Source organism: Bifidobacterium sp. LH_389 (assembly GCF_056357235.1).
The window spans coordinates 112,839-138,280 of sequence record NZ_JBKEVR010000002.1 but is presented as its reverse complement, the minus strand read 5'-3'; the positions used below and the strand labels follow the sequence as shown (position 1 = coordinate 138,280).

The 25,442-nt window shown below is 66.7% G+C and carries 20 protein-coding genes; 3 read left to right on the top strand and 17 right to left on the bottom strand.

Annotated elements, in window-relative coordinates; translation table 11 throughout:
* Nucleotides 1–96 precede the first annotated feature (96 nt).
* The 5 genes from AC1AZA_RS03015 to AC1AZA_RS02995 all read right to left on the bottom strand — a co-directional run bounded on the left by AC1AZA_RS03015 (nt 97) and on the right by AC1AZA_RS02995 (nt 7,678).
* Nucleotides 97–1,878, bottom strand: a complete 1,782-nt coding sequence (locus AC1AZA_RS03015) for an ABC transporter family substrate-binding protein (protein WP_476513268.1) — start codon at nt 1,876–1,878, stop codon at nt 97–99.
* 405 nt (nt 1,879–2,283) lie between these two features.
* A complete protein-coding gene (locus AC1AZA_RS03010) occupies nt 2,284–4,452 on the bottom strand; it encodes a dipeptide ABC transporter ATP-binding protein (RefSeq protein ID WP_476513485.1) in 2,169 nt (722 codons plus the stop codon).
* Nucleotides 4,453–4,499: 47 nt separating this feature from the next.
* Nucleotides 4,500–5,450: an ABC transporter permease gene (locus AC1AZA_RS03005; RefSeq protein WP_476513267.1), complete on the bottom strand. Its 951-nt coding sequence runs from the start codon at nt 5,448–5,450 to the stop codon at nt 4,500–4,502.
* Between the two features lie 24 nt (nt 5,451–5,474).
* Complete coding sequence (locus AC1AZA_RS03000) at nt 5,475–6,458, bottom strand: ABC transporter permease (RefSeq protein WP_476513266.1); 984 nt, start codon at nt 6,456–6,458, stop codon at nt 5,475–5,477.
* A gap of 218 nt (nt 6,459–6,676) precedes the next feature.
* Nucleotides 6,677–7,678 (bottom strand): tyrosine recombinase XerC, encoded by a 1,002-nt coding sequence (locus AC1AZA_RS02995; RefSeq protein WP_476513265.1) that lies wholly within the window; start codon nt 7,676–7,678, stop codon nt 6,677–6,679.
* A 183-nt stretch (nt 7,679–7,861) separates the two neighbouring features.
* Here AC1AZA_RS02995 and AC1AZA_RS02990 point away from each other — a divergent pair, with 183 nt between their 5' ends.
* The 3 genes from AC1AZA_RS02990 (at nt 7,862) to AC1AZA_RS02980 (ending at nt 12,025) form a co-directional block, all read left to right on the top strand.
* Nucleotides 7,862–8,737 carry an ABC transporter ATP-binding protein gene (locus AC1AZA_RS02990; RefSeq protein ID WP_476513484.1) on the top strand — a complete coding sequence of 292 codons (876 nt, stop codon included), beginning with the start codon at nt 7,862–7,864 and terminating at the stop codon, nt 8,735–8,737.
* On the top strand, nt 8,734–11,610 hold the full coding sequence (locus AC1AZA_RS02985; protein ID WP_476513264.1) for an ABC transporter permease: 2,877 nt from the start codon (nt 8,734–8,736) through the stop codon (nt 11,608–11,610). Before AC1AZA_RS02990 ends, AC1AZA_RS02985 begins: the two co-directional genes overlap by 4 nt.
* Nucleotides 11,611–11,710: 100 nt before the next feature.
* On the top strand, nt 11,711–12,025 hold the full coding sequence (locus AC1AZA_RS02980) for a DUF6725 family protein (protein ID WP_476513263.1): 315 nt from the start codon (nt 11,711–11,713) through the stop codon (nt 12,023–12,025).
* A 275-nt stretch (nt 12,026–12,300) separates the two neighbouring features.
* On the opposite strand, the gene AC1AZA_RS02975 is transcribed toward AC1AZA_RS02980, so the two are convergent.
* The 12 genes from AC1AZA_RS02975 to rplT all read right to left on the bottom strand — a co-directional run bounded on the left by AC1AZA_RS02975 (nt 12,301) and on the right by rplT (nt 25,405).
* Nucleotides 12,301–13,359 carry a prephenate dehydrogenase gene (locus AC1AZA_RS02975; protein WP_476513262.1) on the bottom strand — a complete coding sequence of 353 codons (1,059 nt, stop codon included), beginning with the start codon at nt 13,357–13,359 and terminating at the stop codon, nt 12,301–12,303.
* Complete coding sequence (locus tag AC1AZA_RS02970) at nt 13,356–14,357, bottom strand: prephenate dehydratase (protein ID WP_476513261.1); 1,002 nt, start codon at nt 14,355–14,357, stop codon at nt 13,356–13,358. Before AC1AZA_RS02970 ends, AC1AZA_RS02975 begins: the two co-directional genes overlap by 4 nt.
* Entirely contained in the window at nt 14,354–14,884 is a 531-nt protein-coding gene (locus tag AC1AZA_RS02965) for an alcohol dehydrogenase (RefSeq protein ID WP_476513260.1), read from the bottom strand. Before AC1AZA_RS02965 ends, AC1AZA_RS02970 begins: the two co-directional genes overlap by 4 nt.
* Nucleotides 14,885–15,291: 407 nt before the next feature.
* A complete protein-coding gene (typA, locus tag AC1AZA_RS02960) occupies nt 15,292–17,220 on the bottom strand; it encodes a translational GTPase TypA (RefSeq protein ID WP_476513259.1) in 1,929 nt (642 codons plus the stop codon).
* 382 nt (nt 17,221–17,602) lie between these two features.
* Nucleotides 17,603–18,988, bottom strand: coding sequence for an MFS transporter (locus AC1AZA_RS02955; RefSeq protein ID WP_476513258.1), 1,386 nt, complete (start codon nt 18,986–18,988; stop codon nt 17,603–17,605).
* 58 nt (nt 18,989–19,046) lie between these two features.
* On the bottom strand, nt 19,047–19,856 hold the full coding sequence (locus AC1AZA_RS02950) for an NUDIX hydrolase (RefSeq protein ID WP_476513257.1): 810 nt from the start codon (nt 19,854–19,856) through the stop codon (nt 19,047–19,049).
* Between the two features lie 118 nt (nt 19,857–19,974).
* Nucleotides 19,975–20,544, bottom strand: a complete 570-nt coding sequence (scpB, locus tag AC1AZA_RS02945) for an SMC-Scp complex subunit ScpB (protein ID WP_476513483.1) — start codon at nt 20,542–20,544, stop codon at nt 19,975–19,977.
* Nucleotides 20,545–20,585: 41 nt separating this feature from the next.
* On the bottom strand, nt 20,586–21,437 hold the full coding sequence (locus tag AC1AZA_RS02940) for a segregation and condensation protein A (protein ID WP_476513482.1): 852 nt from the start codon (nt 21,435–21,437) through the stop codon (nt 20,586–20,588).
* A gap of 77 nt (nt 21,438–21,514) precedes the next feature.
* Complete coding sequence (locus tag AC1AZA_RS02935) at nt 21,515–22,354, bottom strand: ParA family protein (RefSeq protein ID WP_476513256.1); 840 nt, start codon at nt 22,352–22,354, stop codon at nt 21,515–21,517.
* Nucleotides 22,355–22,406: 52 nt separating this feature from the next.
* Entirely contained in the window at nt 22,407–23,363 is a 957-nt protein-coding gene (gene xerD / locus AC1AZA_RS02930; RefSeq protein WP_476513255.1) for a site-specific tyrosine recombinase XerD, read from the bottom strand.
* 113 nt (nt 23,364–23,476) lie between these two features.
* On the bottom strand, nt 23,477–24,697 hold the full coding sequence (locus AC1AZA_RS02925) for a glycerate kinase (protein WP_476513254.1): 1,221 nt from the start codon (nt 24,695–24,697) through the stop codon (nt 23,477–23,479).
* Between the two features lie 324 nt (nt 24,698–25,021).
* Complete coding sequence (gene rplT / locus AC1AZA_RS02920; protein ID WP_476513253.1) at nt 25,022–25,405, bottom strand: 50S ribosomal protein L20; 384 nt, start codon at nt 25,403–25,405, stop codon at nt 25,022–25,024.
* Nucleotides 25,406–25,442 lie beyond the last annotated feature (37 nt).

Genomic DNA, 25,442 nt, shown 5'->3' with positions numbered 1-25,442 from the left:
CGCACAACGCACAACGCAAATGGGCCCCACGGCAATCAAGCCGCGGGGCCCATTCGTTCAGAACCGAATGCCGGTCAGCAGGTCAAGCCGCTAGACTCACTTCTGCCAGCCGATGTTCTCGGTGTGGTTCGGCACGCCGGTGGTCAGCACGGAGGCGTAGCCGGCGGGGCCGTAGTTGGCCAGGCCCTGCTTGCAGGCGAACATGATCGGGCCGTTCTCGAAGGCGATCTGGGCGTAGAGCTCCATGTACTTCTTCTCGGCCTGGTTGAACAGCTTGATGGCCTCGGTGGAGTCCTCGGTCTGGACGACCTTCTTGAGGATGTCGTCGATCTCGGAGGTGCCGACGAAGCCGTAGTTGGACTCGGAGTCGGAGCCGAACAGCTGGTAGGAGCTGGAGGAGTAGCCGAACGGATCGGAGGCGGACCATCCGAGGCCGATCATGTCCCACTTGCCGGAGGACACGGTCTTGGAGAACTCGTTCTGGGCCTTGATGTCGATGTCGATCTTGATGCCGGCGTCCTTGGCCATCTTCTGGATGGCCTGAGCCTTCGCCTTGGTGGTGGCGGCGTCGGAGAACGTGGTGTAGGTGAAGCCGGCGGTCTTGCCGTCCTTGGTGTAGTAGCCATCGGAGCCCATGGTGTAGCCGGCGGCCTCGAGGGTCTTCTTGGCGTTCTCGGTGGAGAAGGCGGAGTCGGCGGGCATGTTGTCCTCGTAGCCGGCCTGGAACTGCGGCATGATCACGGAGCCCGGAACCTTCTCGGTCCAGTCGAGGCCGTTGAAGTCGATCTTGGCCAGCTGGGAACGGTCGAGGGACTGCACGAAGGCCTTGCGCAGGTTGACGTCGGAGGTGTTCTCGCTCTTGCCGTTGATGGTCACGGTGGACACGCCGATGTCGTAGGCGCGGCGCAGGTAGGCGCCCTCGACGGTCTTGGCGGTGGCCAGACGGTCGGAGGAGCCGACGCCGGTGCCGTCGATCTCGCCGTTCTTGAAGGCGTTGATGGAGGCGGAGTCTTCCATCTGCTTGTAGGTCACAGAGTCAAGCATCGGCTTGTCGCCCCACCACTTCTCGTTCGGCACGAAGGTGATGTGGTTGTCGTCGAAGTCCTTGATGGTGAACGGGCCGGCGCCCCACTCATCGGCGTGCGGGTTCTTGGACCAGCCGTTGGAGAAGGTGTCCGCGGACTTGGCCAGATCGTTCTCGTCGTACGCCATGGACGGGTACAGCTGCTGGAACACGGCCTGGTACGGGTAGAACTTGTTCTTGAAGGTGACGACAACTTCCTTGTCGTTGTCGCCGGCCTTCACGGACTCGATGGAGTCGTAGCCGGTGGTAATGGCCGGGGTGAACTGGTCGGACTCGCCGTTGGAGACCTTCCACGTGCTGTAGAAGTCCTTCCAGGTGATCGGCGTGCCGTTGTTCCAGGAGGCCTTCTCGTTGATGGTGAACTTGATGGTCTCCGGGTCGGTGGAGGTCTCCTCGACCTTGGTCACATAGTTCGGGTTCGGCTCAGCCTTGGAGCCGTCCACGGAGTAGTCCCAGATGGAAGGCATGTAGTACTTCCAGAAGGTGGACATGTAGGCGGTGTTGCCGTTGACGGACAGGGCGTTGAAGTCCGGGCCGACCTCGACGGTGGCCAGGGTCAGGGTGCCGCCCTGCTTGAGGTTGGAGCGGTCCTGCGGGTTGTTGTAGGCCTTGTCGGTGGCGGGCATCGGGTAGGACGCCGCGTTGATCGGGGTGCCCTCCTGCGGTTCCGCAGAGTTGGTGTCGTTGGTCACCTGAGCGGTGGTGTTGCTGTTGCCGCCGCAGGCAGCCAGGGAAACCAGGGCCGCCACGGAGGCGAGCAGAGCCGTCGCCTTGCGCATAGATGCAAACTTCATAAGTGTTGCATTCCTCTCTTCGCACGGCATGAGTTGCGCACGCCGTGCTCTCCTTTTCACATCACGCAACTGTGTGGCGAGCTTACACCAAGTTATGTGTCTTGTATATTTCAGGATGATGTGGTATATGACGGCGTTCCCCGTTGGAATTCCAACGAAACGAGGCATGGTTGCCCTCGGCGCAATCCTCTGCGGTTTTGCTCAGTATATGGACAATCGCGGAATATCGTCGTTACCTTCCGTTTGCCGGGCAGTCACCGAACGGCAAGCGGACCGCGGCGGACGGGCAACAACGGGCGACATCCCCACCCCGCACACCGGCAACGCAAAAGCCCGGCCCCCACGGAGGGAACCGGGCTTGTCCGTCAACGCTAGGCGCAATTCAGGGGCAGACGGACCGGAGCGTCAGAACGCGGATTCGGCGGTCACGTCCAGCGGGAAGTGGCACGCGAACTCGGACGGGTTCTGGCTGTCGCCGCGCAGGGTGGGCCGCTTGCCGTCGCACAGCTGCTGCTGCTCGGGCGTGAGCCGGAGCTTGACGGGGCAGCGGGATGCGAAGCGGCATCCCGGGTGCTTCTCGGCCGGGCTGGGCAGATCGCCCTTCAAAATGATGCGGCTGCGCGTGCGCTCCACCACCGGGTCCGGCACCGGGATGGCACTCAGCAGCGCCTGGGTGTACGGGTGACGCGGGTGGGTGAACACGTCCTCGGTCTCGCCGAGCTCCACCACCTGGCCGAGGTACATCACGGCCACGCGGTCGGAGATGTGGCGGATGACCGCCAGATCGTGCGCCACGAACAGGTAGGAGATCTTGAGCTTGGCCTGCAGGTCCTCGAGCAGGTTGATCACGCCGGCCTGAATGGACACGTCCAGCGAGGCGATCGGCTCGTCGAGCAGCAGCACCTTCGGGTCGGTGGCGAGGGCGCGCGCGATGGAGATACGCTGGCGCTGGCCGCCGGAGAACTGGGACGGGAAGCGGTCCACGTAGTCGGGGTTGAGCCCCACCAGTTCCATGAGCTCGCCGATGCGGTGGTTGATCCTCTCCTTGTCCCACTTGTGGACCTTGAGCGGTTCGGCCAGCACGTCGTAGATGGTCATGCGCGGGTCGAGGGAGCTCATCGGGTCCTGGAAGATGATCTGCAGGTCCTTGCGCAGCGCCTTGCGGTCGGCGCGGCTCTTGAGCGTGGCGAGGTCGTGGCCGAGCACCGTGATCCTGCCGTCCTCCGGCTTCATGAGGTTCATGATCTCCATGAGGGTGGTGGACTTGCCGGAGCCGGACTCGCCCACGAGGGCCAGCGTCTCGCCCTGGCGGATCTTGAACGTCACGTCATCCACGGCCGCCACGCGCCCGATGGTGCGGCGGAACATGCCGCCGCCCGTGAGCGGGAACGTCTTGACGAGGTGCTCCACCTCGAGCGTCACCGGGCGTTGGTCGCGCGGCACGTCGGCCCATTCGGCGGGCAGCAGATCCGGCACGGGGAACACGTCCGTGTACTTCATGTGCTTGGAGACGATCTCGTCCAGTCGGCGGCAGGAGGCCAGATGTCCGTTCTTGGCGTCCACCACCTCGAGGTTCGGCTCGGACTGAGAGCATTCCGGCGTGGCGAGCGGGCAGCGCGGAGAGAACGGGCATCCGGCGGGGATGTCCACCAGCGAGGGCGGGTTGCCCTGAATCGGCACGAGGCGCTGGGATGCGGCCACGTGCGGCTTCGGCACGGCGCCCAGCAGGCCCATGGTGTACGGCATGGACGGTTTGGCGAAGATGTCGTCGATGCTGGCGCGTTCGACCGGTCGGCCCGCGTACATGACGAGGATGTCGTCGGCGGCGCCGGCCACCACGCCCAGATCGTGGGTGATGAGCACCACCGCGGCGCCGGTTTCCTTCTGTGCCTTGGCGAGCACGTCGAGGATCTGCGCCTGGATGGTCACGTCGAGGGCCGTGGTCGGCTCGTCGGCGATGATCACGTCCGGGTTGTTGGCGATGGCGATGGCGATCATGACGCGCTGGCGCATGCCGCCGGAGAACTGGTGCGGGAAGCTGGCCAGACGCTCCTCGGGCTGCGGGATGCCCACGAGTTCGAGCAGTTCGACGCAGCGGTCGTGCACGGCCTTCTTGCTCATCTCCGGGTGATGGGTGAGCAGGCCCTCCGCGATCTGGTCGCCGATGTTGAACATCGGGGTCAGGGCGGACAGCGGGTCCTGGAACACCATGGCGATGTGTTCGCCGCGGATCACGCTCATTTCCTCGTCGGACTTGCCCACGAGCTCCACGCCGTTCATCTTGATGGAGCCGGTGACCTTGGCGTTGTCGTCCAAGAGACCGATCAGGCTCAGCGCCGTCACGGACTTGCCGGAGCCGGACTCGCCCACGATGCCCAGCGTGCGGCCGCGCCACAGGTCGAAGTTCACGCCGCGCACGGCACGGCACACGCCGGCCTCGGTGGCGAACGAGACGTGCAGGTCGCGCACCTGCATGATCGGGTCGCCCTTCGGCGCGCCCTTGGGGCCGTGCCCCTCGAGCAGCTCGTACTTGAGGATGTCGTCGCGCAGCACCTCGCCGTTGGCAGACTTCATGATGTCCGCAAGCGGGTTTGCGACCTTCTTGGTCTTGTGGAAGAACATCACGCACCAACCTTTCCGCCGGCGGCCGAATTCGGGTCAAGGGCATCACGCAAGCCGTCGCCGATGAGCTGCATGCTGAAGCACAGGAGGATCAGCGCCACGGACGGGGCGAGCAGGATCCACGGCGCGGTCTGGATGGTGGACTGGCCCACCTGAAGGATGGAACCCAGCGAGGTGTCCGGCGGCTTGATGCCGACGCCCAGGAACGACAGAGCGGTTTCGGAGTTGACCGCGCCGACCACGCCGAGCACGGTGTTGATGATGATCATGGACGCCAGGTTCGGCACGAGGTGGCGCAGGATGATCTTGAAGGAGCCCACGCCCATGAACCGCGCGGCCTTGACGTAGTCGCGTTCTCGCAGGGAGAGGGTCATGGTGCGGATGATTCGCGCGTAGCCCACCCAGCCGAAGGCCGTCAGGCCGATGACCAGCCAGATCCAGCCGGCGGTCGCGTTGGCGGCGCGCACGATCATGGCGATGAGCAGGAAGGACGGCACGACCAGCAGGCAGTCGAGGATCCACATGCCGACGCGCTCCACCCAGCCGCCGAAGAAGGCGATGGCGGTGCCGTAGATGGCGGCGATGGCCATGGTGGCCACGGAGGTGATCACGCCGATCATCAGCGACTTGCCGAGGCCGTGCACCACGAGAGCGTACAGGTCGGAGCCGCCCGGATCGGTGCCCAGCCAGTGTGAGCCGTCCGGCGCGGTGGCCAGCGCGAAGAAGTCGGGCTCGTCATAGCCCCACTGGCCGATGTACGAGCCGAAGAGGGCGAACAGGATCAGAATGCCCAGAATCACCACGCCCACGATGGCGGAGGTCTGGCGGAAGAAACGGCGGGCAATCAGCGCACCGTAGCTCAGGTGCTTGATCTCCTTGCGGTCCTCCTCACCGGCTTTGCCTTCCGGCTGTGCGGCGGGCGCGTTTGCGGAAACGCTTGCTTCACTCATTGTTCTCGTATCCCTTCCCTCACGTCAGCTCATCTTGATGCGCGGGTCGAGCCACGCGGAGAAGATGTCGGCCAGAAGCGCGCCGGCCAGCGTGCACACGCCGCCGAAGGCCGCGATGGCCACGGAGGCGTTGATGTCGCTGTTGTTGATGGCGGTGATGAAGTAGCGGCCCAGACCGTTGATGGCGAAGATCGACTCGGTGATGACGGCACCGGTGAACACGGAGGCGATGGAGAACGCCACGTTCACGCCGGTGGGGATCAGGGAGGCGCGCAGGGCGTGGCGGCGCACGGCCTGACGGCGGGTGAGGCCCTTCATGCGGGCGGTGCGCACGTAGTCAGCGTGCAGCTCGTCCAGCAGGTAGGTGCGCTGGGTCAGGTGGTAGTTCACCATGCCGAGCAGCGTGAGCGAGATGGTCGGCAGGATGATGTGCTGGAGGAAGTCGACGAGTCGCAGGCCTATGTTGTCGCCGGTGTAGCTGGACAGGCCGGTCACGTAGAACATGCGGAAGCCCACGCCGTCGTTGACCGCGATGGCCGCGAGCACGATGAGCAGGGCGAGCACGGCGGACGGGATGACCATGAAGAACGTGCCGGTCACGGTGAAGAAGCGGTCCTGCCACTTGTACTGGCGCTGCGCGGTGTAGATGCCGAGGGCCACGCCGAGCACGATCGAAAGGATGGTGGAGAAGGTGACCAGCTCGGTGGAGGCGAGGATGCGGGGGGCGATGGCGCTGTTCACCGATTCGAGCAGCGGCGACTTGCCCCAGTCCCAGCGGGTGACGATGGCGGTCAGCCAGTTCCAGTAGCGTTCGATGACCGGCACGCGGTCGTTCACGTTCGCCAGATCGAGCGTGCGCTCGATGGAATCCTGAGGCGGACGCGGGGTGCGTCCCTCGTAGATGGAACGCGGATGCATGAAGGCGGACGCCATAAAGTACGTAAAAGACACCGCCACAAACAGCATGACGACGTAGTTGACGAGGCGCTTGGCGATGAATTTCAGCATGACGCTGGTGCCATCCTTCCTCCTTATATAGAGACCTAATGCTGCGACTGTCGTTTTCGAGCCGTTCACATAATAGCCACCCAATGTAAACAGACGCGACGAGATTATGACAAAACGTCAAGATAACCATGCATGATCTTCACATTTCCAACACAATGCGTCCGTCTGTCGGACACCGCAACGGTCCTGCCGCCATCCGATACCGTCCGGCACCGTCCCTATGCGCGGGGAAACGCCTGATCGTACCGGCGCTTGAGCTGCTCGATGGACACGTGCGTGTACCGCTGCGTGGTGGCGAGCGACGCATGCCCCAGCATCTCCTGCACCTCACGCAGATCCGCCCCGCCGTCCAGCATGTGCGTGGCCGCCGAATGCCGCAGCGCATGCGGGCTGATGTCCGGCACGCCGGCATGCTTCGCCTCGGCGTGCACCACACCGCGGGCGATGCGCTGGTTGATCCGCCCGCCGCGCGCGCCCACGAACAGCGCCGTCTGCCCGCCGCGGGCCAGCAGCGCCCGGCCGTCCGCTCCGAGCCAGCGCTCCAGCGCCGTGGCCGCCGGCATGCCGAACGGCACCACGCGTTGCTTGCTGCCCTTGCCGGTCACCCTGACCGTACGCTGGGAGAAATCCACGTCGTTCACATCCAGCCCGACCAGCTCGGCCACACGGATACCTGTGGCGTACAGCATCTCCACGATCGCCGCATCGCGCAAACGGACCGCCTCCGCAGTCGGATCGGCCCCCCGTCGCCTCCCCGCGCCGCGACTGATTCCCCTCGGCACGGCGCCGCCCGCCTCGTCGCCGTTGCCGCCGTTGCCGCCGTCGGCCTCCTCGTCGGCGCTGTCCGCGAGCCGTTCGGCCTGCGCCTCGGTGAGCATGGCCGGCAGTGTGGCGGGAATCTTCGGCGTCATGAGCCCCGCCGCCGGGTCCGAGTCCGTCAGCCCGCGCTCGTAGCAGTAACGGAAGAAACCGCGCACGGCCACCGTCTTGCGAGCCATGCTGCTGCGCGCGTGCCCCCGCGACTCATGGGCCATCCACAGGCGCAGGTCGTCGATGCGCACGGTCTTCAGCCCCGTCGCCCCGCGCAGCGCCAGCATGTGCAGGCACTCCCCCACGTCCGTCCCGTACGCCCTGAGCGTATTCCCGCTCAGTCCGCGGTTGGCCTTGAGGAAGCCCAGATAGGCGTCGAGCGCAGCGTCATACCATGTCATGCCTTTCATTATCGGCCATGCGAGGCACCGGAGCGCACAGGCACCGCAATCCCCGCTCCGCCGCCCCTCTGCCGCCATGGTCCTCTTCGCCGGCCCCCTCCGCGCTGCCGTCACCCCCTGCCGCCATGCCGCCCCGACCGGTAGACTGCGTAAGTGCAGACAGGCATCGACAGGCAGGCAAGCGAGGCGCGCATGGGCAGGCATTCGGCAAAACACGTGCAGGAGATCCGGGCAGCGGAGGGCCGCGCGGCGAACCGGACTGGCGGATTCAGGAACGCAGTCGCGGGCGAACCGAGCGGGGACCCCGTGGTGGCCCGTGCGATCGACCTCGTCAAGACCTACGGGGACGCCGATTCGCAGGTGACGGCCCTCGACCACGTGAACGTGGAGTTCGCGCGCGGCGCCATGACCGCCATCATGGGCCCGTCCGGCTCGGGCAAGTCCACGCTCATGCACTGCATGGCCGGGCTGGACACACCCACCTCCGGGCAGGTGTTCGTGGAGGGGCTGGAGGTCTCCGCCATGAACCAGAAGCAGCTGACGAATCTGCGCCGCAACCAGATCGGTTTCATCTTCCAGTCGTTCAACCTCGTGCCCACGCTGAGTGCGGAGGAGAACATCCTGCTGCCGCTGCAGATCGCCAAACGGCCCATCGACCGCGCATGGTTCCGCCAGGTGGTGCGCGTGGTGGGGCTCGAACAGCGCCTGACCCACCGGCCCAGCCAGCTGTCCGGCGGCCAGCAGCAGCGCGTCGCCTGCGCCCGGGCCATGATGGCCCGCCCGGCGGTGATCTTCGCCGACGAGCCCACCGGCAACCTCGACTCTCGCTCCAGCCGCGAGGTGCTCGGCTTCCTCAAGCAGTCGGTGCGCGACTACGGCCAGTCGATCGTGATGGTCACGCACGACCCGCGCGCCGCCTCCTTCGCGGACCGCGTGCTCGTGCTCGCGGACGGGCGGATCACCGAGGACCTCGACCACCCCTCGTACGAGCGGATCCTCGAAGTGTTCGCCGGCGACGGCGACACGGCAGGCAGCGCAGCCGGCACGGCACCGGAGGCCGGCGTATGATCCGCATCGGCATGAGGGACGCGCGCGCCCACTTCCGCCGCTTCGCCATGTCCATCGTGGCCATCGCGCTCGGCGTGGCCTTCGTGGTCGGATCGTTCTGCTTCCGCGAGATGATGAACAATCAAGTCTCGGACATGATGGCCACCAACGCCGACCACGACGTGTACGTGCGCGGCGCGGACAAGACCGCCGACGACTCCGGCTCCGGGGACTCAGCCGGCTCCGGTTCGGACGAATCTTCCACGGAATACAACGCCATCGACATCGATCTGACGGACACCCTCAGCCAGGTGCCCGGCGTGGCCCCCGTCTCCGTCACCTACTCCGTCAGCGGACTCGTCCTCGTGGACGCAGACGGCAACCCGGTGGCCACCATGGGCTCCCCTACGCTCGGCATCGGCATGAGCGCGGACCACCCATGGCGGTCGGCCACGTTCACCGCCGGCACCTACCCGAACGGCGAGAGCGAGGTGGCGCTCCACTCCTTCGCCGCCGAGCGCTCCGGGCTGCAGGTGGGAGACAGGGCCAAGGTGGTCTACCAGGACGGTGCCAAGGACGTGACCGTCTCCGGCATCTTCGCCACCAGCAGCGCACAGGCCGGCGCGATCATCCTCGGGCTCGACCCGGCCACCGCCAAGCATTACAGCGACCTCAAAACCGAGGAAACGGACAAGACGAGCGTGATCGGCATCTACGGCACCGCGAACGGCGGGCAGCCGCTCAACGCCGACCAGCAGCGCACCCTCGCGGACGCCGTCAACGCCGCCCTGCCCGCAGACGCCCACGCCCACGCCATCACCGGCGACGACTACCGCGCCGAACAGACCAAGTCCACGCAGGATGCGCTCGGCTTCATCCAGCCGCTCATCCTCATCTTCGCGGTGATCGCCCTGTTCGTCGGCTCGTTCATCATCGCCAACACGTTCTCCATGATCGTGCGCGAGTCCATGCGCGGCTACGCCTTGCTACGCTCCATCGGCGCCTCCCCCATGCAGGTGTTCTCCACGGTGATCGTGCAGGCCGTGCTGCTGGGACTCGTGGGCTCGGGGCTGGGCATCGCGCTCGGGTGGGGCATGGTGGAACTCATCGTGTCCGTCATGGCACACATGGGCACGCCGCTGTCCGGGGCCGTGGCGCCCTCCGCGACGGACATGCTCGCCGGCCTCGCGGTGGGACTTCTGGTGACCTTGGCAGGCGCTTCGCTGCCGGCGCGCAGGGCCGCGTTCGCGCCGCCCATCCAGGCCATGAACGAGACCGTGAACCCGGAAAAGCCGGTCGTACGACGGGGCGTGATCGGCGCGGTGCTGGTCGCACTGGGCGCGGCCACATGGGCATGGACGTGCCGGATCGCACTGACGGACGGGGACCCGACGCCCGTCGGGGCGCTCAACCGCTTCGCCGCGTGGACCGGCACCGGCTGGCCGCTCGGTGTAGGCGCGGCACTCGTGGTGGTGGGCGTGATCGTGCTCGGACCGGCGCTCGTGGGCCCGGCGGGCGCGGTGCTCGGCTGGATTCCCGCGCACGTGTTCACCGTGACCGGCCGACTCGCCTCACGCAATCTCGCCCGCTCCAAGCGCCGCACGGCCAACACGGCGGCGGCCCTGTTCGTAGGGCTAGCGATTGTCAGCTGCCTGGGCGTGGTGGCGTCCAGCGCCAAGGCCTCCGTGGCAAGCATCGTGGACACGGGGCTCAAGGCCGACTTCGCCGTGTTCTCCGCCTCCTCCGGGCAGATTCCCGAAGATGCGGAAAAGGCCATCCGCAACGTGGAAGGGGTCGAGTCCGCCTCCTCGAACCGGTTCATTCTGGGCGCGAAGTTCGACGGCGAGCGCGTGAACGGCATGACTTTCGCCGCACAGGACTCCCTGTTCACCGAGGTGTATGCGCCGGAAACCAAGGCCGGCAACGCGGACGAAGCCCTGCGCGGCGGGCAGCTGGTGGTGGGCCAGACCATCGCCGAGGACCGCGACTGGAGCGTGGGCAGCGTGGTGCAGGTCACCACCGAGAACACCGTCGTGGACGAGGACGCCACCCGCAAGGCGCAGGAGGCCTATCAAGCATCCGTGCAGTCGCAGGTGGCGCAGCTGCAGACCCAGCTGGCCCGGCAGACCGCGGCCCGCGACGCCGCCGGAGCGCAGGCCATCGCGGCGAAGATCCAGCAGGTCACCGACGACGCCAAGAACGTGGATCCGGCCCGGTTCGTGAAGACCAAGACCGTCACGGTGACCAAGGAACTCACCGTCGGTGCGATCATCTCCAACAACGTGTACCGCACGTGCGTAATCGTCAACGACGCGCTGGGCGACGAGCTCGGCACCAAGCAGACCATGTTCACCATGATGATGTACCTCGTGGCCGAACCCGGGCAGGACCTTGGCGCGCTCAAGGAACGGCTCAAGGACGCCGTCAAGCCGTACTACGTGGTGAGCGTCATGGACCGGGACGAGTACAAGTCCACCATGAGCACCATGGTCGACCAGATCCTGCTCATCCTGTACGCGCTGCTGGCCCTGTCGATCGTGATCGCGATCTTCGGCATCGTGAACACGCTGGCGCTGAGCGTGTCCGAGCGCACGAAGGAGATCGGCCTGCTGCGGGCGATCGGCACCTCCCGCGGGCAGGTGCGCGGCATGCTCGGCATCGAAGCGGCCATCATCGCCGTGTTCGGAACCCTGCTGGGACTGGCGGTGGGCGTGGCGGCCGGCGTGGTGATTCGTGCGGTGTACGCCTCAGAGGGGCTGGAGGTGCTCGCCATTCCGTGGGGACAGATCGGACTGTTCCTCGCGCTGGCGATCGTGGTGGGACTGATCGCCTCCGTCTCCCCCGCTTCGCGCGCACTCAGGCAGCCCGTGCTCGATGCGGTCTCCAGCGAGTAGGCCGGTGCCGGCCGCAACATGGCCGCACCACGGCCGCACCACGGCCGCCCCCCCCCACAGCAATGGATTTGCTCAATCTGCGTATGAACTAAGGAGCACGATGAACCCGCAATATTCCCCGCACGGCCCGGCAGTGCACGGCCGGTCGAACCCGCCGCACATTCCTGCCGGCGCGCGCGTGGTGGTGCGCACGGCCATCGGTGTGGATCCGGCGGACGGGCGCATGAAGTTCCGCGACTTCGTTGGTCACGTGCGCGCGTGGGACGGCACCACGCTCGAGCTCATGCGCGATGCCGCTGCCAATGGCTCCCGCCCGGCCGAGGACGTCTCCATCGACGCCCGGACCATCATGCGACTCAAGCCCGTGCCCGAGCGACCCACGCCGCGGCCCGAGCAAACGGGTGCCAGCGCGTAGTTTTCTGCGCATCTGGTAACTTCTACATACTTTCTGTCGCATTCGCCGCGCAACAGGCATAGGGACCGATTCCTTTTCCGAGTTGTGCGGTCGAATGAGCGGGATACCTCAGATAGGACCCGCGTCATAACGCCGAAATGCCAACGCCGCTACCCGGCGCCCCCGGGAAATTCGACCGCACAACTCGGAAGTACGTCCGGCACAGGAAGCGCGCCCGACACGCTCGCACGGCCGAGGACCGTACAATCAGCAGCGCAATCACACCGCGCAGTCAGTCACACCTCGGAGCGCACTTCCACGGCAAACGCGCGCGTCCCGTCCACGTGCACCACATGTTCGCCGCGACGGGCGGATTCCAACAGTTCCCCGCGCCATCCGCGCTCGCTCACCTCGACGGACCGCCGCTCGTATGAGGCGACACCCGTCCGCTCGGTGGCCTTGTACGCCCGGAACGGATCCGCATGCGCGAAGAAGTCCAGCAATGCGGCGGGCGTCCCGCCGCATTCCCCACGCTCTTCGTGCAACAGATCGGCCACGGCAGTGAGTCGCCCGGCCATGGCGCGCAGTAACACTTCCACGTTGGCGGCATCCTCCTCCACCATGGCGCGCGTACGATCCGGGTCGGTCAGTGCCACGCGGGTCATGTCGCGCCAGCATCCGGCGGCGAGCGCTGCGGCGATGTTGCGGTTCAGGTCGTCGGTGAGCTGATTGGCCAGCGCAGTCGCCACCACATGCGGCATGTGGGAGATGAGCGCGGCGGCACGATCGTGCACGTCGTCGTCAAGTACGATCACACGGTCGCCGACTCCGCCCGTGATGAGTTCCATGACCGTGAGGAACCGGGCATAATCGGTGTGCCCGTCCACGGTCACGGCCCATAGGGCGCCGTCGTAGAGGGAGGGGTCGGCGGCGGTCCAGCCGGACAGTTCGTTGCCGGCCATGGGATGCGCTCCCACATATTGGGCGTTCAGCCCGGCGGCGATCACCTGATCGCGCACCATGCCCTTCACGCTGCCCACGTCGGTCAGCGTGGTCTCTGGCCGGAGTGCGCCGGCCAGCCCGTCCAGCACACTCGGCATGGCTTTGAGCGGGTTGCATAGCACGATCACGTCGGGTGCGGCGGCGGCAAGAGCACCCAAGGTGTCCACGCATTGCACGCCGGCCGCGCGCGCGGATGTGTACGGGCGAGGCGTGTGGTTCCATGCGATCACGGTCCGCCCGCGTTCGACGAGCCGCAGGGCGAGCGATCCGCCGATGAGTCCCAGCCCTACGATGCCTACGGTGTGTGCCTGAGGCACCCGCAGGTCCCGTTCCGGCGTCTTTTCGTTGCTCACCACAGCAGTTCCCTTCTCACGGTGTCGTCGTCCCGCCATCTGTCCGGCAGGGCGGCAGCGTTCAGGTGCACACCGCCTGCGGGCAGCATCCATGCGTCCACGGGCGGATTGGGCCTCTCGCGCCGGGGGTAGACGGCCAGCGTTTTCACCCAGTCGCCGTGTTCGGCCACCTCATCCAGCGCGGCGCGGAAATGCGGCTGCCAGGGGGCGGCGTCAAACGTGGCGATGAAGCTGTACGTGCCGTCGTGGCCCTTGATGGGGCGGGAGATGAAGCTGGTCATGTTGAGGCCGGCGTCGCGCAGCACGTCGAGCAGGTTGGCGAGCACGCCGGGCCCGGTGCTCAGGGGGATGAAGGCGACGATCGATTCAAATTCGGTCACGCCGTTGGCCCGTGCGCGGGCGAGCAGATCGGGCACTTCGCGGCGTGGGGCGAGTACGAGAAACTCGGTGCGCGCGCCCTGATAGTCCTGCACGCCGCTGGCGACCGTGTCGAGCCAGTAGAGTTTGCCGCAGATGGCCGGACCGAATGCCATGGCTCCGCGTTCGAGGTCGCGGCAGGCGGCGGCATTGGATGCGGCCGGAACGGGGGTGAGACCGTGCTCGGCGATGAATCGCTTGCATTGGGCGAGCCCGTGCGGGTGGGCGCTGACCGTGTGCACGTCGGCCATGGCAGTGCCGGGCTTGACGAACGCGTCGAACGTGACATCCACGCCCACGCGCACGAATCCGGCGATGTCCTCGGCGTCCATCATCGCGTCCAGATTGGGAACTACGTAGCCTTCTACGTTGTTTTCCCACGCGACCACGCCCCATCCGTCGCCGTTACGGGTGGCGACCATGATCGCCGGCACGTCCGACTCGGGTTGGAGCGTGAATGCGGTGCCTTCGGGCGCGAGGGGCTTCAGCGTCTGCGCGGCGGTGATGGCGGCCTGATGGGTGAAGGTGCCTTCGGGGCCCAAATAGTGCAAGGTGATGGCGGCACTGTTCGTCTCGTTCATACGCGCTGTGTCTCCTCGGCGGCGGAAGGCGTGCGGTTGAGCCGAGCGAACAGACGCGTCGGCAGGCAGATCGCCACGATCTGGATGGCGAGCATGCCGCCCATCCAGAGCATCGTGGCGCTGCGGCTGAGGAACGTGACGAGCGAGGCTCCGCCCGTGGGCATGAGGATGTCCCCGCCGGGACCGTATGCGCTCATCTGCCAGACCACCAGCGAGGAGATGATGAGGTGCACGGCCGCGCCGACCGTCCCGGCGAACGACCGGGTGAACACTACGCCGATACCGATGAGCAGGAACGCCAGCAGAAGCCCGTAGGGAATGTTCCGGTCGGCGCCCATGCGGTGCGAGAAGTTGCCGACAAGCGCCGTGGCCACGCCGATCAGGAGGCAGATGGCCACGCGCGCAACATATGGAATGGTCTCGCCGGACTCGTGTGTCCCGTCGATCGTGCGCGCGGGGGCGTCGGGGCCTTGGGCTCCCCGGATTGCCGAGGCTCTTGGAATGCGTTGCTGTTGCCGGACTGTCATAGTCCTTTAGTGTAGGCCCTGCGCGCGCACCTCGATGGCATTGATGTCATGCTGTTCAATCGGCTGCGAGCATGGGAGCCGGCTCCGCAGGGATGGCACAGGGCCGTCAAATGCGTTGGGGACATTGTGCCCACGCCGTGTGTACAGCGTGGGCACAATGTCCCCAACGTATCGTAAGACTCCGTGACTTTCCCAAGCGGCCGCAGCCGTCAAGCGGGGAGCCCAGTGGGCTCCCCGTAGGCGAAGGGAGCCACCACCACGGCGGCGACGGTCGTCAGAATAATCAAGCTACTTGCTAACCTGATTGTTCTGACGATGCCGAGGCGTAAAGCCGGCAATCCAGTGGATTGCCGGTAGCCGAGGTGAGCAGCCGCCAAGGCTGCGAAGGCAGCGGAGGAATAATCAAGCTACTTAGTAGCTTGATTATTCTGACGACGCTGCTTGGCCCGCCACTTGTACCAATCCTCGCGGCCGAGGATGATCTTGCGCACGCGGATGGACTCGGGCGTAACCTCCACGCACTCGTCCTCGTTGGCGAAGTCGAGGGACTCCTCGAGGCTCATCTTGATCGGCGGGGTGAGGGTTTCCAGCACGTCGGCGGTGGAGGAGCGCATGTTGGTCATGTGCTTGGCGAGCGTGATGTTCACGTCCAGCTCGTCGGGCTTGTTGTTCACGCCCACGACCTGTCCCTCGTACACCGGGGACTGCGGCTCCACGAAGAAGTTGCCGCGCGCCTGAAGACGCTGCATGGCGTACGGGGTGGCCACGCCCTGACGGTCGGAGACCATGGAGCCGTTCTGGCGGGTGACGATCTGACCGGCCCACGGCGCGTAGCCGGCGGAGATGGAGGAGGCGATGCCGGTGCCGCGCGTGGCGCTCAGCAGCGCGGTGCGGAAGCCGATCAGACCGCGGGACGGCACGGTGAACTGCAGACGCACCCAGCCGGAACCGTGGTTGGACATGTTGTCCATGCGGCCCTTGCGGTCGGCGAGCAGCTGGGTGACGGCACCCATGTACTCCTCCGGCACGTCGATGGTGGTGTTCTCCATCGGCTCGTTGATCACGCCGTCGATCTTCTTGGTGACGACCTGCGGGCGGCCGACGGTCAGCTCGTAGCCTTCGCGGCGCATCTGCTCGGCGAGCACGGCCAGTGCGAGTTCGCCGCGGCCCTGTACCTCCCACGCATCCGGGCGGTCGGTGGGCAGCACCTTGATGGACACGTTGCCGATGAGCTCGCGGTCGAGGCGGTCCTTGATCATACGGGCGGTGAGCTTGTGGTCCTTGCCTTCGGTGCCGGCCAGCGGGGAGTCGTTGACGCCGAAGGTCATGGAGATGGCCGGGTCGTCCACATGGATGAGCGGCAGGGGCTTGGGGTCGTTGGGGTCGACGATGGTCTCGCCGATCATGATGTCGTTCACGCCGGCCACGGCCACGATGTCGCCAGGACCCGCGGAGGCGACGGGCGTGCGCTCGAGGCCCTGGGTGCGCAGCAGCTCGGCCACGCGGAAGTTCTCGAGGGAGCCGTCCACGCGGGACAGGCCGTACGTCTTGCCCTTCTCCAGCGTGCCGTTGTAGATGCGCACGAGGCCGAGACGGCCCAGGAAGTCGGAGGAGTCGATGTTGGCGACGTGCGCCTGCAGCGGGGCGCCCTCCTCGTATTCGGGAGCGGGGATGTACTTGATAATGTCTTCGAAGAGCGGCTCGAGGTTGTCGTTGTCCGGCAGGGCGCCGTCCGCGGGCTGGTTGGCGGAGGCATATCCGACCTTGGCGGCGCAGTAGACGACCGGCAGGTCGAGCAGGTGGTCGAGGTTGAGGTCCACGCCCTCCTCGATCACGTCCTGGGCGAGGCCGAGCAGCAGGTCGGTGGATTCGGAGACCACCTCGGAGATGCGGGCGTCCGGACGGTCCACCTTGTTGACGCACAGGATGACGGGCAGCTGGGCCTCGAGGGCCTTGCGCAGCACGAAGCGGGTCTGCGGCAGCGGGCCTTCGGAGGCGTCCACGAGCAGCACGACGCCGTCCACCATGGAGATGCCTCGCTCCACCTCGCCGCCGAAGTCGGCGTGGCCGGGCGTGTCGATGATGTTGAGGGTAATGCCCTCCGGGTGACCATACTTGGCGGCCAGCGGACCGGTGTATTCCACGGCCGTGTTCTTGGCGAGGATGGTGATGCCCTTCTCGCGCTCCAGATCGTTGGAGTCCATCACGCGATCCGGCACTTCCTCGCGCTCGTTGAACACGTGGGACTGCTGGAGCATCGCGTTCACGAGCGTGGTCTTGCCGTGATCGACGTGCGCCACGATAGCCACATTACGAATATCACCACGAACCGCCATCGAAACCTCTCTTTGACTGACTGTTGCTTGGGTTCTTCCTGTACTTACACACAAACCGAGCCAAGTTTAGCGAGACGCATTGACCGGGGCGTGCGAAGCCGCCTGCGGGGTGGCCGGGCCGGCTCGTGAACGGCCGGGAAAGGCCGGGGCAGACCGAAGGAGCCTGAAAGAGCCCGAGAGAGACGAAAATACGGGCTGCGCAGACCGATTCCGCCGATTCACAGCACGATCGGGTCGGAAATTGGTCGAAAAACGGACCAATAGTGCTGTGAATCGCGGATTTCAGTCCGCGCAGCCCGTATTTTGGGGCGGCAAACAGGAGCTTCCGAAGCAACCCAAGCCCGCGGAGCATGCGGGGGCACGCACAGGGACCCGCAGCGGCTCAGTCCTCCAGTTCGAGGCCGCGACGCTCCGGAAGGCACAGCGCGGCGGCGCAGGCGAGCACGAACGCGACGGCGAACACCACGAACGCCACGGACTTGTTGCCGCCCGCAAGGCCGAGGAACCACGGCATGAGCAGCGGGGCGATGATGGCGGCCACGCGACCGCACGCTGCGGCGGCACCGGCTGCGGCGGCACGCAGACGAGTCGGGTAGATCTCCGGCGTCACCGCGTACAGCACGCCCCACGCGCCCAGATTGGAGGCGGACAGCAGCATGCCGATGCCCAGCACGGCCGCCACGGAACCGGCCTGGGAGAATGCGAACGCGGCCACCGCGGACACGGCCAGGAACACGGCGAGCGTCCAGCGGCGTCCCCAGATCTCCACCAGCCACGCGGCCAGGAAGTAGCCGGGCAGCTGGGCGAGCGAAATGATGAGCGTGTAGCCGAACGACTTGGTCAGCGACCCGAACTGGGAGGCCAGCAGCGAGGGCATCCACGTGAAGGCGCCGTAGTAGGAGAAGTTCACGAAGAACCACGTGGCCCAGATGGCCACGGTGCGGGCGATGTACTTGGAACCGAACAGCTCGCGCGTGCGGATCTTCGGCAACGGCTTGCCCTTGGGCGAGGGCACCGCAGCCACTCCTCCGGCCTGTTCGAAGTAGCGCACGGCCTTCTCCGCCTCGTCCTCGCGCCCCTTCGACTCGAGGAATCGCACGGATTCGGGAATATGCACGCGCGTGACGATCGCATACAGCAGCGGCAGCGCGCCGATGAGCAGCGCCCAGCGCCAGCCCCAGTCCCCCGTGTTCGGAATCACGAAGTAGCCGATGCACGCGGCGATGATCCAGCCCACGGCCCAGAAGGACTCCAGCAGCACCGTCATGCGGCCGCGCTGCCTGGTGGGCGAGAATTCGCTCACCAGCGTGGAGGCAACCGGCAATTCCGCGCCGAGTCCCAAGCCGATCACGAAGCGGGCGATCAGCAGCACGGCCAGCGACCAGGCGAGCGCCATGCCGCCGTTCGCCACGCCGAAGATCACCAGCGTGGCCGTGAACACGGTCTTGCGGCCCACATGGTCGGCCACGTACCCGCCGAGCGCCGCACCGATCGCCATGCCGATGAATCCGATCGACAGCACCCACGACTTCTCGGTGGCGGTCAGGTTGAAGTGGGGGTCGGCGGCGATGGCGGCCACCACGAAGGACACGAGCCCCACGTCCATGGCGTCGAACGCCCAGCCGATGCCGGACGCGACCAGAAGCTTGCGGTGCGCCTTGTTGAACGGCAGACGGTCCAGACGCTCGTTGCGCGTGAGCCGCTCCGGCCGGTCGGGTTGTGCAGATTGCGCCGGCGCGGACTGCGCCTGCTGCGTTGTTGCTGACATGATGGATTCCTCTTTTCTTGAATCTTCTCCTGAGTCTTCCCCGTCTGTATCGCGCTTCCTACACGGTGGTCAGCGCGGACATCGCGTCATCGACGGGCGAGACGGCCGGGGTCACGGACGAACGCACGCGGGCGTCGAGCGCGGCGAGCCGGTCACCGGTCAGCGCATAGGCGTACGGGCGATCGCCGTCGTCCGCGCGCGGCACGTACCGGTAGACGGCGGCCGGGCGGTGACGTCCCTCGCGCAGCGTCTGACCCGTTTCCTCGATCTCCCCGGACGAGAGCATTTTGCGCCGGAAATTCGGCAGGTCGAGCACGGTTCCGGTGACCGCCTCGTACACGCCATGCAGTTGCCGCAGCGTGAACGTGGGACCCACCAGACGGGCCGCGATGTCCGGGTATTCGATGCGCGTGCGCAGGCGGGCCAGCGCGTAGGCGATGATCTCGCGGTGGTCGAAGGCGATGCCCAGCGCGGGCAGGGCGTCCTCGGGGAACCAGCGCACGTTGTCGCGCTCGGCGAAATCTCCCGCCTCGGCCTGCCCCACGAGCGCCCAGTACACGATCGAGACCATGGGCAGTCCGCCGCGCGAGCGGTCCGGGCCGCCGAACGCATGCAGCTGCTCCAGATAGCTCGGGTGCAGGTCGGTGGTGGATTCGAGCGCAAGGTAGGCCGACTGGGCGAGCGTGCAATCGCCCCGAATGCCGCCGCCGGGCAGGGCCCAGCAGCCCAGGAACGGCTGGCGGACGCGACGGACGAGCGGCAGCCAGAGCCGGCCGTGCTCGCTGTCCGGGTCGAGCGCGAGGATCACCACCGACACTCCCACCTGCGGCGGTTGGCGCAACCGTTCGCTCACGTTGCCGTATCCCATGCGCACTCCCCTTTCTGGTCAGGGCAGAGAGTATCACTAATGGTCAAGTTGACTAATAGTCATGCGTGTCGAGGGGCACGACCGTGCCATGCCATGCGGCCCCGGCGTCGGGGCAGGCTCAGTCCTCCTCCGCGGCGACGGCCGAAGCGGGAAGAAACGGCGCGAGCGAGGGCAGCTGGTCAAGCGAGTCAAGTCCCATCTTCTCCAGAAACAGCCCGGACGTGGCCAGCAGCGCCGCCCGCGACTCCGGGTCCACGCCGTCCTCGCGCACCAGGCCGCGCACGGTGAGTGAACGGATCACGCCGTCCGAATTCACCCCGCGGATCGCCGCGACCTGCGCACGCGTCACCGGCTGCTTGTATGCGATGATCGCCAGCGCCTCCAGCGCCGCCTGGCTGAGCCGTGCGGTCTGCCCGTCGGTCACGAACGCGGCGACGACCGGCTCGAACGCCGCCCGGTTGGCGAACTGCCAGCCGCGCGCGGTGTGCCGCAGCTCGAAGCCGCGCAACTCCGCGTCGTACCGGTCCGCGAGCGCCCGCAGCGCTTCCCCCACGGCAGACTCGCCCACGCCGAGCACACGGGCCAGATCGGCCTCGGACTGCGGCTGGTCGGCCACCATGAGGATCGCCTCGAGGCAGGCGGGCAGGCCGCCGGGAAAATCGTCCGGCGACCAGTCCGAGCCAAACATTGCCACAGCGTTCGAACCGCTTGTCTCGGTCACGTCAGTCGTCATGCGAAATCCCCCTCGCTGATCGTCTCGGCCACGTCCGGCCCGTCGTCCATGCCGTCGCCTGCGCCTTGCGCTCCGCCGTCCCGCCCGCCGGCCACCCAGCGCAGCCACAGCGGCTCATACGGTCCGTCCTGCCGGAACTGCACCGCGCCCTGCTTGAAGAACACCAGCAACGCGAGGAACCGGCCCACGATCTCCACGCGTTCGGCCGCATCCGCAATGAGCTCGGAGAATGCGACCGCCTCGCCCGCCCGTGCCCTGAGCCGGTCGCGCACGATCGCCGCCTGCAGCTTCAGATCCACGAGCGGCACATGCAGCTGATGCACGCTCACCTCGGTGGCCGGTGCGTTGGCGATCGCGTTCGCGGCGAGACGCGCCAGATCGAGCGGGCCGAGCGTCCACGCGAGTTCCGGCAGCATCGCCCCGACCGCCGCATCCATGTAGGGGGGATGGGGGAACCGGCCGGCATTGTCCGCCATGCGCGCACGGAAGTCGGCGCCGGCCTGTTTGAATGCCTTGTACTGCAGGAGCCGAGCGAACAGAAGGTCACGTTCGCGCAGGGCCTCCATGCTTTGCTCGTCGCGGTTGCCCTGCTCGTCGCCGGGAAGCAGCGCCGCGCTCTTGGCCTCCACCAGAATGGACGCCACGTCCACGAACGCGCTGGCCTCATCCATGGAACGCCGGAAATCCAAGGTTTTCACGTACTGCAGGAACTCCTCGGTGATCGCGGCGAGCGAGACCTCCGTCAGGTCCAGCCGTCGGTTGGCGAGCAGGCCGAGCAGCGCGTCGAACGGACCGGAATACACGTCAAGGTTCACCAGAAAGCCGGCATCGACCTCCGTCTCACCCATCTGCCCGCCGACATCGACCGGACCGCCGGTCAGCGACTCAGCCACGGAATCAGCCACGGAACGTCACGCGCCCGCGGTCAGCCCACCACCCCGCGCGCGACCAGCTCGCGGGCCACCTCGCGGTATTCCTTGGCGGTCTTGTGCTCCGGGGCGTACATGGTGATGGGGGCGGCGGCCACCGTGGCGTCCGGCAGCTTGATGGAGCGGGTGATCACGCTGTGGAACACCTTGCCCTTGAACGCCTCGTAGATGCGCTGCAGCACCTCCTCGGAATGCAGGGTGCGCGTGTACATGGTCACCAGCACGCCGTAGATCTCCAGCCCGGGGTTGATGCGCGCCTGCACCTTCTCGATGGACTGCATGAGCAACGCCACGCCGCGCAGGGCGAAGAACTCGGCGGCCACGGGGATGATCACGCCGTCCGCCGCGGTCAGCGCGTTCACGGTGAGCAGGCCAAGGGACGGCTGGCAGTCGATGATGATCACGTCGTACTCGTCCTTCAGCGGGCGCAGCGTGCCGGCCAGCACCTGCTCGCGGCCCACCTCGGTGACGAGCTGGATCTCCGCGGCGGACAGGTCGATGTTCGCGGGGATGATGTCCAGCCCCGGGAAGCGGGTGTGCTGGACCACGTCGTGCACGTCCATGCGCGGGTTGAACAGCGCGGTGTAGATGGTGTTGTCCACGTTGTTCGCGTTGATGCCCAATCCCACGGTCGCGGCGCCCTGCGGGTCGAAGTCCACGATGAGCACGCGCCGACCGTACATGGTCAACGCCCCGGCAATGTTGATCGAACTGGTCGTCTTGCCTACGCCGCCCTTCTGGTTGCACATGGCGATCACGCGCGCAGGCCCGTGCCGCTCCAGCGTCGGGGGTACGGGGAAGGTCTCATAGTCGCGTCCAAGCAAATCCGTAGGCATAGCATCCACCATACCAACATCCGTGACGGACCGGCCGAGCGACGTGCCGGTGTCATCGGGCGCGCGGATGGCTGGTGAGATACGTTTCGATGAGGTTCTCCGGGCTCACGTGCGTGTAGATCTGCGTGGTGGTCACGCTCGCGTGTCCGAGCAGCTCCTGCACCGAGCGCACGTCCGCCCCGCCCTGGATGAGATGCGTGGCGAACGAATGCCGCAACGTATGGGGGTGTAGGGGCTTGGTGATGTGCGCCCGCGCGCCGGCGTCCCGGATGATCTCCCACACCGACTGCCGGGAGAGCCTCCGCCCCCGCTTGTTGAGGAACACGGCCCGCCGCTCCGGCACCTTGCCCTTGCCGCGGCGTTCCAGCTCGGGCCGCCCCATGTTGAGGTACCGTCGCAGGGCTTCGCACGCGTACGATCCAAGCGGGACGAGCCGCTGCTTGGAGCCCTTACCCATGAGCCGGGCCACGCGCTCGTCCGTGTCCACGTCGTCCAGATTGGCGCCGACCGCCTCGGACACGCGCGCCCCGGTGGCGTACATGAATTCGAGCAGCGCCCGGTCCCGCAGACTCACCGGGTCCGTGCCGTCGCCCGTTCCCGCATGGTCGAGCAGGGAGAACACCTCGTCTATGGTGAGCACGTCCGGCAGGGTGCCCGGGGCCTTGGGCGCCTTGACCGCGGCGGATACGTCGGCCGGGGCTTGGCCTTCCGCTACGGCATACTTGTGCAGCTCGTGGATCGAGGCGAGCCTGCGGGCCTTCGAGCGGGCGGATTCGCCCTGGGCATCGAGCGCGGCTACGTAGTCCTCCACGTCCTGCTTGGTCACCTCGCCGATCCGCGCGCGCCCCCGCTCGTCCCCGAGCCAGACCGCATACCGTCTGAGATCGGACTCGTACGCCTTGACCGTTGCCTTGGCGAGCCCTCGCTCCACGTCGATGTGCGCGAGAAACCGCTCCAGCAGCCCATCGAAGCCGCCTGCGTGCGTACTGACCTCCGTTTCATCCGTCATGCGAGACATTCTATCGAACGTGGGTTCGCCGGAACGCTGGGACGCCGGGGCACCCATCGCCACGGGTCACCCATCAGGAGTCACAGGCCACACGGAGGAAATCACAGGCCACCTCACCTGCCGCTGCCGGCCCGGATCAGACGGGCCACGTTTTCGGCCGTGCGGGCCAGGTTCTCGGGGCCGTCGGCCAGCGCTTGGTCCAGACCGACCGCGCCGGGCACGATGCCGAAGATCGCGTCGATGCCCATGCCGTACAGCTCCTCGATGCCGTCTCCCACATGCCCGGCGAGCGCCACGACGCTAATGCGCGGATTGCCGTCATGCACGGCCCGGGCCACGCCCACCGGTGTTTTGCCGTACTGCGTCTGGGCGTCTATGCCGCCCTCGCCGGTGAAGCACCAGTCGGCGTCGGCCGCCCACGCGGCAAGGCGGGCCGCATCCGCCACGACTTCCACGCCCGCGCGCATGGTCGCGCCCGTGAAGGCGAGCAGTCCCGCGCCCAGACCGCCCGCCGCGCCAGAGCCGGGCACGTGCGCCACGTCGATGCCGGTCGCGCGTTCCACCACTTGGGCATAGTGGGTCAAGTTCGCGTCGAGGCGGGCCACCATCTGAGGTGTGGCGCCCTTCTGCGGTCCGAACACCGCCGAAGCGCCGTGCGGGCCGACCAGCGGATTCGTCACATCCGAGGCGATGATCATGCGTGTCCCGGCGAGCCGCGGGTCAAGGCCGGACATGTCGATGCGCTCCAGACGGTCGAGATGCCCGCCGCCGCGTGGAATCGGATTGCCGGCCGCGTCGAGGAACCGTACGCCGAGCGCTTCGGCCATGCCGGCGCCACCGTCGTTGGTGGCCGAGCCACCGAGCCCCAGCATGATGGTCCGCGCCCCGTCGTCCAACGCACGCCGGATGAGCTGCCCGGTGCCGAACGTGGTGGTTTCCAGAGGGTTGCGGGTATGGTCGCCCACGAACTGGATGCCGCTCGCCGCCGCCATTTCAATCACCGCGGCGCATCCGGGCACCGCGGCATGACCGTCCGCCGAGCCTCCGGCCGACGCGCCGGTCTTCAGGCCGGTCGGCGCATTCCCCAGATTCCCCAGCAGACCATACGCGGCGTTCACCGGCCGCTGCAGCGGGTCGAGCACGGTCGCGGTGCGCAACACGCCCCCGGTGGCGTCCACGAGAGCCTGCACGGTGCCTTCGCCGCCGTCCGCCATGGGCACCAGCACGTATTCGGCGTCCGGGAACACGCGGGAGAGGCCTTCGCGTATGGCTTCGGCGGCACGCTTGGCGCTCATGCACCCCTTGAACGAGTCGGGTGCAACGACGAATTTCATGGTTTCCGCTCCTGATTCCCGCTCCTTCGGCGAATTTCCGGTTCACACGATGACTTCCAAAAAATCTTGTGAACCGGACCGCACAAGGCCTCATGCGCGATCAGCCCTTGCAAACCGCATCATACCAACAAGGCCATGTGCAATTATGTGCGGTTTTCCGGTTCACAAGATGCGCGCCAAAACATCGCGTGAACCGGACCGCCACGGGACCGCCGCCAAGCCGCCGCCAAGCTTGCCGCCAAGTATGCGAAAACCCCGCGCAACGGCGGGGTTTCAGCACGATATCGGTCACGCAGTCATGCGGACCGGCAACCGGAGCTCAGCTCAGGCCTCAACGGGAGCGTTGACGTCCTCGGGCAGAGCGGCCTTGGCGGCGTCCACGATGGCCTTGAAGGCCTCCTGATCGGACACGGCCAGCTCGGCGAGAGCGCGGCGGTCGAGCTCGATGCCGGCCAGACGCAGGCCCTGGATGAAGCGGTTGTAGGTGATGCCTTCAGCGCGGACGGCGGCGTTGATGCGCTGGATCCACAGCTTGCGGAAGTCACCCTTGCGCGCCTTGCGGTCGCGGAAGTTGTAGTTAAAGGAGTGAAGCAGCTGCTCCTTGGCCTTGCGGTACAGGCGGGAGCGCTGGCCACGGTAGCCGGAAGCCCTCTCGAGAACGACGCGACGCTTCTTGTGGGCGTTCACTGCGCGCTTGACACGTGCCATAATCTATTCCTCAGCTTTCTAATGTCTTATGTCTATC